10 protein-coding genes are annotated in these 12698 nt (G+C 70.9%); 2 read left to right on the top strand and 8 right to left on the bottom strand.

Features of this window, described 5'->3' with window-relative positions; translation table 11 throughout:
• Positions 1-336: 336 nt before the first annotated feature.
• Together KK483_RS25660 and KK483_RS25665 are read left to right on the top strand one after the other, a co-directional pair.
• Positions 337-1920: an acyl-CoA carboxylase subunit beta gene (locus KK483_RS25660; protein WP_262007586.1), complete on the top strand. Its 1584-nt coding sequence runs from the start codon at positions 337-339 to the stop codon at positions 1918-1920.
• Positions 1921-1941: 21 nt separating this feature from the next.
• A complete protein-coding gene (locus KK483_RS25665) occupies positions 1942-2142 on the top strand; it encodes an acyl-CoA carboxylase subunit epsilon (protein ID WP_242330027.1) in 201 nt (66 codons plus the stop codon).
• A gap of 145 nt (positions 2143-2287) precedes the next feature.
• On the opposite strand, the gene KK483_RS25670 is transcribed toward KK483_RS25665, so the two are convergent.
• From KK483_RS25670 to KK483_RS25705, 8 genes are all read right to left on the bottom strand, one after another.
• Positions 2288-2869, bottom strand: a complete 582-nt coding sequence (locus tag KK483_RS25670) for an ATP/GTP-binding protein (protein ID WP_262007587.1) — start codon at positions 2867-2869, stop codon at positions 2288-2290.
• The gene (locus KK483_RS25675) at positions 2850-3437 is read right to left on the bottom strand and encodes a DUF742 domain-containing protein (protein ID WP_262007588.1); all 588 of its coding nucleotides are present in this window, start codon (positions 3435-3437) and stop codon (positions 2850-2852) included. Before KK483_RS25675 ends, KK483_RS25670 begins: the two co-directional genes overlap by 20 nt.
• Positions 3438-3536: 99 nt before the next feature.
• Positions 3537-3950, bottom strand: a complete 414-nt coding sequence (locus tag KK483_RS25680) for a roadblock/LC7 domain-containing protein (RefSeq protein WP_018551717.1) — start codon at positions 3948-3950, stop codon at positions 3537-3539.
• 10 nt (positions 3951-3960) lie between these two features.
• Positions 3961-7212 carry a nitrate- and nitrite sensing domain-containing protein gene (locus KK483_RS25685; protein WP_262007589.1) on the bottom strand — a complete coding sequence of 1084 codons (3252 nt, stop codon included), beginning with the start codon at positions 7210-7212 and terminating at the stop codon, positions 3961-3963.
• Positions 7213-7549: 337 nt separating this feature from the next.
• A complete protein-coding gene (locus tag KK483_RS25690; protein ID WP_262007590.1) occupies positions 7550-8131 on the bottom strand; it encodes an ATP/GTP-binding protein in 582 nt (193 codons plus the stop codon).
• On the bottom strand, positions 8112-8519 hold the full coding sequence (locus KK483_RS25695; protein WP_242330032.1) for a DUF742 domain-containing protein: 408 nt from the start codon (positions 8517-8519) through the stop codon (positions 8112-8114). The genes KK483_RS25690 and KK483_RS25695 overlap by 20 nt, the downstream gene beginning before the upstream one ends.
• A 116-nt stretch (positions 8520-8635) precedes the next feature.
• Positions 8636-9049 (bottom strand): roadblock/LC7 domain-containing protein, encoded by a 414-nt coding sequence (locus tag KK483_RS25700; RefSeq protein WP_262009693.1) that lies wholly within the window; start codon positions 9047-9049, stop codon positions 8636-8638.
• Between the two features lie 10 nt (positions 9050-9059).
• Positions 9060-12668: a nitrate- and nitrite sensing domain-containing protein gene (locus KK483_RS25705; RefSeq protein WP_262007591.1), complete on the bottom strand. Its 3609-nt coding sequence runs from the start codon at positions 12666-12668 to the stop codon at positions 9060-9062.
• Positions 12669-12698: the final 30 nt, after the last annotated feature.

Genomic DNA, 12698 nt, shown 5'->3' on the forward strand with positions numbered 1-12698 from the left:
GAAGTCCTCCCCGAGCCGCTCCGACGGACCGCTCCGACAGGCCACACCGACGGCGCCGGGCTGGAGACCCCCGACAACACCGCACCCCGGCGCCGGACGTCCGTACCCTGTGTGAGCGCGCCGCCACTCTCCGGGCCGGCCAGGCGCCCGCGCGAGATGGCCACCGGCTGACGGGAGGATGACGTCCTTGTCGGACCCCGACAATCCGGGGCAGTGACGAGCTGGTACTTCGCCCGCCAGGCGGGATGGTTCTGTTCGAGGCTGACAGCAGAACGGCCGCGAGACTGTACGGAGTCAACGGCAGGATTTTCTTGTCCGGGTCCGTAGGGTCGGTACATGACCGTTTTGGACGAGACCGCCGGCGAGGCGACCGATGCGCGCGGGCGGGTGGCCGAGCTGCACGCCCTCCGTGACGAGGCGCGGCGCGGCCCCAGTGACCGAGCCACCGAGGCCCAGCATGCCAAGGGCAAGCTGACCGCGCGTGAGCGCATCGAGCTGCTGCTGGACGCGGGTTCGTTCCGGGAGGTCGAGCAGCTGCGGCGGCACCGGGCGACCGGTTTCGGCCTGGAGGCGAAGCGGCCGTACACCGACGGTGTGATCACCGGCTGGGGCACGGTCGAGGGCCGGACGGTCTTCGTCTACGCACACGACTTCCGGATCTTCGGCGGTGCGCTGGGCGAGGCCCACGCCACGAAGATCCACAAGATCATGGACATGGCCATCGCGGCGGGCGCGCCGCTGGTCTCCCTCAACGACGGCGCCGGCGCCCGTATCCAGGAGGGCGTCTCCGCCCTGGCCGGCTACGGCGGCATCTTCCAGCGCAACACCAAGGCATCCGGCGTCATCCCGCAGATCAGCGTGATGCTCGGCCCGTGCGCGGGCGGCGCCGCCTACAGCCCGGCGCTGACCGACTTCGTCTTCATGGTCCGCGAGACCTCGCAGATGTTCATCACCGGACCGGACGTCGTCAAGGCGGTCACCGGTGAGGAGATCACCCAGAACGGGCTGGGCGGCGCGGACGTGCACGCCGAGACCTCCGGCGTCGCGCACTTCGCGTACGACGACGAGGAGACCTGCATCGCCGAGGTGCGCTACCTCCTGTCGATGCTCCCGCAGAACAACCGCGAGAACCCGCCGCACGCCCACACCGAGGACGCGGCCGACCGGCGCTCCGACGTCCTCCTGGACCTCGTCCCGGCCGACGGCAACCGCCCCTACGACATGCACAAGGTCATCGAGGAGGTCGTCGACGACGGCGACTACCTCGAGATCCACGAGCGGTGGGCGCGCAACATCATCTGCGCCCTGGCCCGCCTGGACGGACAGGTCGTCGGCATCGTCGCCAACCAGCCGCAGACGCTGGCCGGCGTGCTCGACATCGAGGCGTCCGAGAAGGCCGCTCGCTTCGTGCAGATGTGCGACGCGTTCAACATCCCGATCGTCACCCTGCTGGACGTGCCCGGCTTCCTGCCCGGCGTCGACCAGGAGCACGGCGGCATCATCCGGCACGGCGCGAAGCTGCTGTACGCGTACTGCAACGCGACCGTGCCGCGGATCTCGCTGATCCTGCGCAAGGCGTACGGCGGCGCGTACATCGTCATGGACTCCCAGTCCATCGGTGCGGACCTGACCTACGCCTGGCCCACGAACGAGATCGCGGTGATGGGCGCCGAGGGCGCCGCCAACGTCATCTTCCGCCGTCAGATCGCCGACGCCGAGGACCCCGACACCATGCGCGCGCGCATGGTCAAGGAGTACAAGGCCGAACTGATGCACCCCTACTACGCCGCGGAGCGCGGCCTGGTCGACGACGTCATCGACCCGGCCGAGACCCGCGAGGTGCTCATCCGCTCCCTCGCCATGCTCCGCACGAAGCACGCCGACCTGCCGTCCCGCAAGCACGGCAACCCCCCGCAGTAACCCACGAGGAGAACACTGCAGATGACCATGTCCGCCGAGTCCCTGCTCCGCGTCGAGAAGGGCCACGCCGACGCCGAGGAGCTGGCCGCGATCACCGCCGTCCTGCTCGCCCGCGCCGCCGCGCACCCCGCCGCCCCGGCCGGCCGCGGCCGCAGCACGGCCGGCTGGCGCCGTCTGGAACGCCAGTCCGGCTTCCGCGCCCCCCACTCCTGGCAGGGCTGACGCCCGACGCCTCCGAAGGCCCCCGCTCCCTTCCCGGAACGGGGGCCTTCGTGCGTGTCGGCACGGTGCCGAAGAGGAAGGCCCCGCACTCCATGACGGAGTGCGGGGCCTTCCCTGCGTACGGGACACCGGTACGGCGGCCGGCTTACCGGAGGCGGGCCATGAGTGCGTGCTCGACGAGGGTGATGAGGGCGCTCTTGGCGTCCGCGCGGTGGCGGGCGTCGGTGGTGATGATCGGGGTGTCGGGCCCGATCTGGAGCGCCTCGCGTACCTCGTCGGGGGTGTACGGCTGGTGTCCTTCGAAGCCGTTGAGTGCCACGACGAAGGGCAGTCCGCTGTTCTCGAAGTAGTCGACGGCGGGGAAGCAGTCGGCGAGGCGGCGGGTGTCGACGAGCACGATGGCGCCGATGGCGCCGCGGACGAGGTCGTCCCACATGAACCAGAAGCGGTCCTGTCCGGGGGTACCGAAGAGGTACAGGATCAGGTCCTGGTCCAGGGTGATGCGGCCGAAGTCCATGGCGACCGTGGTGGTGGTCTTGTCCCCGGTGTGGGTCAGGTCGTCGATGCCCGCGGACGCGGATGTCATGACGGCCTCGGTACGCAGCGGGTTGATCTCCGAGACGGCGCCGACGAACGTGGTCTTGCCCACGCCGAAGCCGCCCGCCACCACGATCTTCGCACTGGTGGTTGAGCGGGCTGCTCCGCCGCTAGAGCTTCCGAAGTCCACTGAGCACCCTTTCGAGCAGTGTCACGTCTGGCTGGCCGCCGGCGGACTCGTCGCCGCCGGGCTGGTGGATGGCGACGAGTCCGGCCTCCGCCAGGTCGGCGACGAGGATCCGGGCAACGCCGAGGGGGATGGAGAGGAGTGCCGAGATCTCGGCGACCGACTTGATCTCGAAGCACAGCTGGCAGATCCGCTGGTGCTCGGGCAACTGCCCTTGCAGCCGCATCGGATCGGCCGTGGTGCTGACCAGCGCCTCGATGGCGAGCTGGTAGCGCGGCCGGGTCCGGCCGCCGGTCATCGCGTACGGACGCACCAACGGGTTGTGGTTGGCCGCCGCGGGTGCCGGAGCGGGGCTCCGGCGAGGCGCCACCGGCTGGATCCGGGGTGCCTGGGGCTGAGACTGAGGCTGGGGCTGGTCGTAGGACGGGTCGTACGGCTGCTGCGGCCGCTGGTACGGCTGCGGACCGCCCTGTCTGCTCGGCGTGGAGGGAAAGTTGAAGCGGTTCCGGCCTTGCTCACCCGGAGACTGGTGAGCACCGTCATATGGGTGTCCGCCTGGGGGTGTTGCCACTGTTCTCCTCCTCCGAGTGCCGTACGCCCGGTCCATGTCCCTGTGGTGCCGCGCCACCGCACCCTATGGTGCGGTGGCGGGAAACGCACTGTCGTTCTGCTAGTTGAGCAGACTTCCCTGGAGTTCGGCGCGGAGGTCCGGGGTGAGGACGCTGCCGGCGCGGTCGACCAGGAGGGCCATCTCGTAGCCCACGAGGCCGATGTCGGCGTCGGGGTGGGCGAGTACGGCCAGCGAGGAGCCGTCCGAGACGGACATGATGAAGAGGAAGCCGCGCTCCATCTCCACGACGGTCTGATTGACGGCGCCGCCTTCGAAGATGCGCGAGGCACCTGCGGTCAGCGAGGTCAGACCGGATGCGACGGCCGCCAGCTGGTCGGCGCGGTCGCGCGGGAACCCCTCGGACATCGCCAGCAGGAGTCCGTCGGCGGAGACCACCACGGTGTGGGACACCCCGGGGGTGTTGTCCACGAAGTTGGTGATCAACCAGTTCAGATTCTGCGCCGCCTGGCTCATCGGGCTCACACTAACGCTCCTGGTTGTAGGTATTACCCGGGCCACTCTGTGGATCGCGAGTGGCCATTCCGTTCGTGTCGTTTCCCGCGCTGCGTCCCTTTTGAACACCGCGCCGCAGGTTGCTCAACCTGCCGCGCACGTCTTCAGGGGCGCGGGAAACCTGGGGTCCGCCCTGCGGGGTCTGCTCCGCCGTGCCCTCGACCAGATTGGCCTTGGGGACGCGCCGGGGGAGACCGGACGTGGTGACTCCGCCGGCCGCGGGCTTGCGGAGCTTCTCGGCCCGCTGCCAGCGCTCGTCATTCGCCGAACGCCAGCCGTCGGAACCCTCCGTGTCGCCCCGGCCGTCGTGCGGCGGTGCCTGCGGAGCCGGGGTCTGTGCGGCCTGGCCGCCCTGGGCCGGCTGGCCGCCACCGCGGCGCGGCAGACCGGCGTCGGTGAGCTGGTGGCCGTTGCTCGGAGCGGTGCCCGGACGGTCGAAGCCTACGCGGTCGGAGCCGTTCGCGGGAGCGCCCTGCGCAGATTCCGCATCCGGCCGGTACTCCGGCTCGTACGCGCCCTGGTAGCCGCTCTGTTCGGCCCAGTCGCCCTGGTGGGAGCCGTGCGCGAACGAGTTGTCGTACGGCGCCTGGTGCTCCTGCGGCGCGTCGTACGAGCCTTCCGCATAGCCCTGTTCGGCGTGCTCGGGGTAACCGCCGGAGGCCGGGAACTCGCCGGTGCGGTCGTAGCCGTCGCCACCGTCGTAGCCGTAGCCGTTCTGCTCGTACGCGGGCTGCTGCTCCTGCGGTGCGAAGCCCTGGTCGTACTGCTCGTCGGCGTACTGGCCCTCGGCGTACTCGGCGTACTGCTCCTGCTCGCCGTAGGCCGGCTGCTGGGCCTCGTCGCGGAAGAGCGGGCGGTCGCCGCCGTGCGCCTGCGATCCGAGCGCCGCCCGGCGCTCCTCGCGCATCAGCGAGCGGTTGACCGGGTCCAGCTGGCGGGAGTCCGCCGGCTGGTCCTCGTAGCGGGAGTCGTCGAAGCCAAGCTCCGCGGCGGTGCGCATCGGGGCGGCGTCGAACGCCTGCTGCGTCGGGATCATCTGCGAGACGGTGAAGTCGTCCTGGGCGGCGAGGGGCTCGCCACCGCCACCGTGGGTGATCGCGTCCGGGAGCATCACCAGCGAGGTCGTACCGGCCTGCTCGCCCGAGGGGCGCAGCTGGACGCGGATGCCGTGCCGGTCGGCGAGGCGGCCGACCACGAACAGGCCCATGCGCTGCGAGACGGCGGCGTCCACCGTCGGCGGGTTGGCCAGCTTGTGGTTGATGTCGGCGAAGTCCTCGGCGGTCAGGCCGATGCCCTTGTCGTGGATCTCGACCATGACGCGGCCGTCGGGCAGCCGGGTCGCGGTGACGCGGACCTTCGTCTGCGGCGAGGAGAACGTCGTCGCGTTCTCCAGCAGCTCGGCGAGGAGGTGCACGAGGTCGGTCACGGCCTGGCCGTGGATCTCGCTCTCCGGGACACCGGTCAGCTCGATGCGCTCGTACGCCTCCACCTCGGAGGAGGCGGCGCGGAGCACGTCCACCAGCGGCACCGGCTGGTTCCAGCGGCGGCCGGGCTCCTCGCCGGCGAGGACGAGGAGGTTCTCGCCGTTGCGGCGCATACGGGTCGCGAGGTGGTCCAGCCTGAAGAGGTTCTCCAGCTGGTCCGGGTCGGCCTCGTTGTTCTCCAGGTCGGTGATCAGGGTCAGCTGGCCCTCGATCAGCGACTGGTTGCGGCGCGACAGGTTGGTGAAGATCGCGTTGACGTTGCCACGGAGCAGGGCCTGCTCGGCGGCGAGCCGCACGGCCTCGCGGTGGACCTGGTCGAAGGCGCGGGCGACCTCGCCGATCTCGTCCTGCGTGTCGATCGGGATCGGCTGCACCCGGGTGTCGACCCGGCCGGGCTCGGTACGGGACAGCTGGTCGACCAGCATCGGCAGCCGCTGCTCGGCGATGCCGAAGGCCGCGGTGCGCAGCTGGCGCATCGAGCGGCTCATCTGGCGGGCCACCATGCCGGCCACGATGAACGCGGTGAGCAGGGCGATGATGGTGATCAGACCGTTGACGACGGCGTCGGTCCTGGCCTCGTCGGCGATCCGGGCGGCCTCGGACACGGACTTGTCGACGAGGTCCTTCTCGATCTCCGTGTAGCCGTCGAACTTGGCGGTGGCGGCGGCCATCCAGACCGTCGGCGTCACACCGCGCGCGGCGAGCTCCTCGGGGTCGTCGCCGGTGCCGATGGCGGCCACCATCCCGTCGTAGACGGAGCCGTTCTTGACGGGCGGGGCCTTGAAGTCGATGCCGGCGGCCTTGGCCTGCTGGGCGGCGGCGGTGAGCTTGGCGGCGCCCTCCTCCGACTTGGCGCCCATGACCGACTTGAGCTTCTCGGTGTCCTCGTCCGTACCGCCGGAGACGTACTCACCGAGGGCGATGCCCTCCAGGTAGGCGTACGAGGAGAAGGCGAGGACCTGGCCGCCCTTGACGGCCTGCTTGTCGCTCGGGCGCACCAGCAGTTCCATGCCGATGGAGCGCTGGAGCGACTCGGCGGCCTTGGCGAGCTGGATCGCGTAGACCATGCGGCCGAAGCTGGTGACGTTCCCGGTACCGAGGCCGAGTTCGTTCGAGAACTCCATCAGGTAGTGGTGGACCCCGACGTAGCCCTCCTGCGTGGCCACCGGCCCGCCGGAGTTGTCCTGCTTCTTCTCGGCGGTCTCGAACGCGACCGAGTAGGCGGCCTTGCGCAGGTCCGCGAGGGCGGGCTCGGCGTTCCGGAAGAGCTTGAGGCGGCGCTCCAGGCCCTGCTTCTGGGGCATGTCCTGGACGGCCTCGTCGAACTTCTTCTTGGCGGCGTCGGTGGCCGCCCGGGTCTGCTCGACGATCTCGGCGTCCCGCTTGCCCTGGAGCAGCGGCTCGGCGGTGAGGTCACGCTCGTTGAGCAGCGCCTGGCCGTACTCCGAGGCGGCGCGCACGATGAGCGCCGTCTTCTCGGCGTCCTGCGCCTCGTTCCAGGTGTCGATCGAGCCCTTCACCTGGAAGCCGCCCATGACGAGGCCGACCAGTGCAGGGATCAGGAGGATGGCGTTCAGCCGGGTGGGCACACGCCAGTTGCGCGGGGACAGTCTGCTGGAGCTGCCGCTGCTGGGGGTCGCCACGGGCTGCACATCCGCAGGCGACGCCGCTGCACGCGGGGGCGGGGTGAAGTTGCCCCGCGCCAGCTGCTCTGCGGAGCTCGATTTGCTTCGCCTCACTCGACCAACAACCTCTCGGCGTCGGCACCTACGTTGTGCCGATTATTGTTCAGGGCCGTACTACTCACGAGTTCGTTGATTTCAGCACGCCGGGCGGGTCCGTTCCAAACAGCGGGAACAGGCCGTTCCGGGCTCTCCTGGCCACCGATAAAACGGGCATAAAGAGCGAGCCCCGGCAAATAGCGGGGCCAATGTGAGCACAGCGGTACCAGCCGGATGCGTCGAGTGTCCGAGCCCGGCCAATTCTCTGTCGAAACGTTATGAACACGGAGGCGGACCGTGTCAAAAGACACAGCCCGCCCACGATTTCTCTACGACAACTGCCGTATACACGCGCCTACTTGAGACGGGCCATGAGTGCGTGCTCGACGAGGGTGATGAGGGCGCTCTTGGCGTCCGCGCGGTGGCGGGCGTCGGTGGTGATGATCGGGGTCCCTGGCCCGATCTGGAGCGCTTCACGTACCTCGTCGGGGGTGTACGGCTGGTGTCCTTCGAAGCCGTTGAGTGCCACGACGAAGGGGAGTCCGCTGTTCTCGAAGTAGTCGACGGCGGGGAAGCAGTCGGCGAGGCGGCGGGTGTCGACGAGTACGACGGCGCCGATGGCGCCGCGGACGAGGTCGTCCCACATGAACCAGAAGCGGTCCTGTCCGGGGGTACCGAAGAGGTACAGGATCAGGTCCTGGTCCAGGGTGATGCGGCCGAAGTCCATGGCGACCGTGGTGGTCGTCTTGCCTCCGGTGTGAGTGAGGTCGTCGATGCCCGCGGACGCGGATGTCATGACGGCCTCGGTACGCAGCGGGTTGATCTCCGAGACGGCGCCGACGAACGTGGTCTTGCCCACGCCGAAGCCGCCCGCCACCACGATCTTCGCGGAGGTGGTCGCCCGTCCCGCTCCGCCGCTAGAGCTTCCGAAGTCCACTGAGCACCCTTTCGAGCAGTGTCACGTCCGGCGTGCCGCCGGCCTCTCCGTTGCCCGGCTGGTGGATCGCCACCATGCCTGCCTCCGCCAGGTCCGCCACGAGGATCCGCGCCACACCGAGCGGCATGGACAGCAGCGCCGACACCTCGGCGACCGACTTGACCTCCCGGCACAGGTGGCAGATCCGCTGGTGCTCGGGCAGAAGTGTCGCAAGATGCGCCGGGTCGGCCGTGGTGCTGACCAGCGCCTCGATGGCGAGCTGGTAGCGCGGCCGGGTCCGGCCGCCGGTCATCGCATAAGGACGCACCAGCGGCTGGTCGCCTTCATGACCGTAATCGGTGTCCACCGGGACACCGTACGGATCGTGAGAGGCGGGGGGCGGGGTCATGAATCCTCCGGGAGTGACAGCAAGTGGTCGGCTGTGCCGTCTGACTGGGCCGGTGGGGGGCCGGATGGGGCGGCCTGACGGTGTAGGGCGGATGTGAGGAGCATTTCGTACGACTACTAGTGCAGCAGACTTCCCTGGAGTTCGGCGCGGAGGTCCGGGGTGAGGACGCTGCCGGCGCGGTCGACCAGGAGGGCCATCTCGTAGCCCACGAGGCCGATGTCGGCGTCGGGGTGGGCGAGTACGGCCAGCGAGGAGCCGTCCGAGACGGACATGATGAAGAGGAAGCCGCGCTCCATCTCCACGACGGTCTGACTGACCGTGCCGCCTTCGAAGATGCGCGAGGCACCTGCGGTCAGCGAGGTCAGACCGGATGCGACGGCCGCCAGCTGGTCGGCGCGGTCGCGCGGGAACCCCTCGGACATCGCCAGCAGGAGTCCGTCGGCGGAGACCACCACGGTGTGGGACACCCCGGGGGTGTTGTCCACGAAGTTGGTGATCAACCAGTTCAGATTCTGCGCCGCCTGGCTCATCGGGCTCACACTAACGCTCCTGACGGTGAGTGGGGCCGCCGTTGAAGCTGCCCGTGTTGCCGGTGCTGCCCGCCTGGCGGCCCTGCTGGATACCCCGGCGGAGGTTGGTCAGCCGGCCCCTGACGTCGTCGGGGGCGCGGGAGACCTGCGGACCCGACTGGTGGCTCTGCTCCTGCGCGGTACCGGGCACCAGGTTGGCGCGCGGAACCCGCTTGGGCAGACCCGACGTGGTGATCCCGCCGGCCGAGGGCTTGCGGGCCCGCTCGGCCTGGCGCACCAGATCGTCGTTGGGCGAGGTGCGCCAGGCGGGCGCACTCGCGTTGTACTGACCGCTCTGGCCGGGCTGGCCCGGCTGACCGCCCTGGCCTGCGGGGCGGCGCGGCGGCATGGCCGCTGCCGGACGCCCGCCGGGCTGCTGCGGAGCGGCCGGGGGCTGCTGGCCCCCAGCGCCGTAGCCGTTCGGAGCGCCCTGGCCGCCCTGGCCGCCGTGCGCACCGTGGAACCAGTTGGTCTCCAGTGTGTCGTACAGCGGCGTACGGCCGTCACCGGGGCTGTTCGCCGGCGGCAGCGCGTCGTGCTGCTGCTGCGGAGGCAGGCTCCCGGCCGGGGGACGCGGTGCTCCGTAGTCGGCCGTGTCGCGCTGCTGACGCTGGGCGCCCTGGCCGTAAGCCTGCTGCGCGGGGGCGGGACGCGGGGCGTTGTAGTCCGGACGCGCGAACTGCTCCGTGGCGGCCGGGTCCTGGGCGCCGGGCCGGGGGCCCTGGAAGTCCGGGCGGGCGAACTCGGCGGTGGAGCCGGGGCCCTGCCGGTCGTTCGCCGCGCCCATGGGGCGGGCGTACTGGCCGGTGGACTCGGGGTCCTCGTGGCCGCGCGGGGCGTCCATCGGGGAGCGCTGCGGCACGGACGGCTGCTCGCTGCCCCAGCTGGTGGTCTCGGGGCGCTGCGCGCGCGGGCCCTGCTGGCCGCTGCCCGGCAGCTCGCCGCGCGGGCCACCGGAGGTCGGCAGCTGACGGCCGCGGTCGTCAGCGGCGGGCGCGCCCTGCCGGTTGCGTCCGCGTCCGCGGGTGCCGCCCTGGGGGGTGTCCTGACGGTCCTGGGCGCCGGGCCGGCCACGGCCGCTGTCGGCGCCGAACGCGCCGGCCGGAGCCCCGGCCTGACGCGACGGGTCCTGCTGGGGGCCGCCCTGGTACGGCGCGCCGTCCCGCCCGGGCAGCGCCGCCCGCGGCGCCGATCCCGCGCCGACCTGGCCGCGCGGCGCACCGGCGCCGAGCATTCCCGCGGACGCGCCGCCGGGGCCGCCCGAGGGACCTCCGCCGAGACCGGGCCGGCCGCCGCCGGGGCCACCGGCTCCGCCCGGACCGCCGGGCCCACCGGCCGGACCGCGTCCGCCACCGGGACCCGCGGGCCCCTGCGGGGCGCCGTTCTGCGCGCCCGCACCGGGCTTGCCCGGAGCCTTCTTGCCGCCGTGGGCGACATCGACGGGGAGCATGACCAGCGCGGTCGTACCACCGGAGTCGGACGGACGCAGCTGGATCCGGATGCCGTGCCTCAGGGACAGGCGGCCGACCACGAACAGACCCATGCGGCGGGAGACCGAGACGTCCACGGTCGGCGGCGACGCCAGCCGCTCGTTGATCGCGGCGAGGTCCTCGGGGGAGAGGCCGATTCCGGTGTCGTGGATCTCGACGAGGACGCGGCCGTCCGGAAGCGCGTGACCGGTCACCCGGACCTTGGTCTGCGGCGAGGAGAACGACGTCGCGTTCTCCAGCAGCTCGGCGAGGAGGTGCACGAGGTCGTTGACGACGCGGCCGGCGACCTCGGTGGCCGGCACGGCGGCCAGCTCGATGCGCTCGTACTGCTCCACCTCGGAGGCGGCGGCACGGAGCACGTCGACGAGCGGGACGGGCCGGGTCCAGCGGCGGCCCGGCTCCTCGCCCGCGAGGACGAGGAGGTTCTCGCCGTTCCGGCGCATACGGGTCGCGAGGTGGTCCAGCTTGAAGAGCGAGGACAGCTGGTCCGGGTCGGCCTCGCGGGACTCCAGCTCGGAGATGAGCGACAGCTGACGCTGGATGAGACCCTGCGAACGGCGCGACAGGTTGGTGAACATCGCGTTGACGTTGCCACGGAGCAGGGCCTGCTCGGCGGCGAGGCGGACCGCCTCGCGGTGCACGTCGTCGAAGGCCGCGGCCACCTGGCCGATCTCGTCCCGGGAGTGCACACCGACGGACTCGACGTGGGTGTCGACGTCCTGCGGGTCGGACTCGGAGAGCTGCTTGACGAGCTCGGGCAGCCGGTCCTGGGCGACCTTGGTCGCGGTGTCCTGGAGGCGGCGCAGCGAGCGGATCATGGACCGGGCGACGACGAAGGCGCCGACGAGCGAGACGCCGAGGACGACCAGGATCAGCGCACCGTTGATGATGGCGTCCTGCTGCGACTCCTGCTTCAGCTCGCGGGCGCGGCTCTCCATCTCACCGAGGAGGGTCTCCTCGATGGTGTTCATCGCCTGGATCTTGGTGTCCGCCTGGTCGGTCCAGTCCAGGTAGCTGCGGCGCTCGAAGCCGGTCAGGTTGCCCTTGTTGCGCAGCAGCCGGTCCGCGTACTTGTCCGCCTTCTCGATCTCGGAGTTGCCGGTCTCCAGCGGAGCCACCAGCTCCTCCGCGTTGCCGCCGAGCGAGGCGTAGATGGCGTTGAACGACTCCATCTCCTGGCGCTCGTTCTCCGCCGCGTCCTGGCCGGTCTGGCGGTCGTTCTCGGACAGCGTGATCGAGCCCGTGGCGTTCTTCGGCAGCGCGGCCGCGATGATGGCGCGCTGGATCGACGCGTACTCCTTGGCGGACGAGAACGCGGCCAGCGCGCGGGTCCGCTTGATCATGTCCGGGTTGCTGGTCGCCTGGGCCATGTCCTGGGACAGGCTCAGCAGCGAGTCGATCAGACGGCCGTACTGCGTGATCGTCTGGGTGGGCGACCCGCCCTTGGCGTACGCCTTCTGCCGGATCTCGGTGATCGCGTGGATCTGCTGGGCGATCTGGGCGACGTTGGAGCGGATGCTCTCCAGCGCGTCGTCCCCCGTGGTGTCACCGATGTCGCTGGTGGCATCGAGGAATGCCTCCTTGCGCTGGTCGGTGACCTTGCGGGGCTGTGTGACCTTGAAGTCCGTCGCGGGGTCGCTGCCGTGCGCCAGCGGGCCGGCCGCGTGGTCGCGCTCGTTCTGGAGCGCCTCGGCGAGCGCGGTCGCCTCTCTGGTCATCTTCGTGAGCAGCTGCATGTGCTCCAGCTGCTCCATGTCGCTCATCGACTCGTTGATACGGAGTCCGCCCAGCGTGGTCGCGGCGACCACGGGGAGCGTGAGCAGGGAGACCAGTCGGGTGCTGATGCGCCAGTTGCGCAGCGCTATTCGCGAGCCCGTGTCGGTGGGGCCCTTGGGCTTCAGCGGGGCCGTCGCGCCGGCTGCGCCGCCTGGCGCCGCGCCGGAGCGCGTACCGCGGTCGCCGCCGTCACTGCCCGGGGGCTGGGCCTGGTTCTGGGTGTGCTGGGGCGAGGAGCCGCGGTCGGTCCCGCCGTGCGGCTCGTGCTCCGCCGCAGCATCCCCTCGGCCATGGCGGGCCGGGGGAGACCCCATGCCATCCCTCTTGAAACGTCCCTGCACTAG

The organism is Streptomyces sp. FIT100 (assembly GCF_024584805.1).
Classification (GTDB): Bacteria; Actinomycetota; Actinomycetes; order Streptomycetales; family Streptomycetaceae; genus Streptomyces.

Excerpts from the sequence above, each read along its gene's own strand:
- KK483_RS25665 (WP_242330027.1), top strand. The coding sequence starts at position 1,942 with ATGACCATGTCCGCCGAGTCCCTGCTCCGCGTCGAGAAGGGCCACGCC.
- KK483_RS25660 (WP_262007586.1), top strand. The coding sequence starts at position 337 with ATGACCGTTTTGGACGAGACCGCCGGCGAGGCGACCGATGCGCGCGGG.
- KK483_RS25705 (WP_262007591.1), bottom strand. The coding sequence starts at position 12,668 with ATGGGGTCTCCCCCGGCCCGCCATGGCCGAGGGGATGCTGCGGCGGAG.
- KK483_RS25695 (WP_242330032.1), bottom strand. The coding sequence starts at position 8,519 with ATGACCCCGCCCCCCGCCTCTCACGATCCGTACGGTGTCCCGGTGGAC.
- KK483_RS25700 (WP_262009693.1), bottom strand. The coding sequence starts at position 9,049 with ATGAGCCAGGCGGCGCAGAATCTGAACTGGTTGATCACCAACTTCGTG.
- KK483_RS25680 (WP_018551717.1), bottom strand. The coding sequence starts at position 3,950 with ATGAGCCAGGCGGCGCAGAATCTGAACTGGTTGATCACCAACTTCGTG.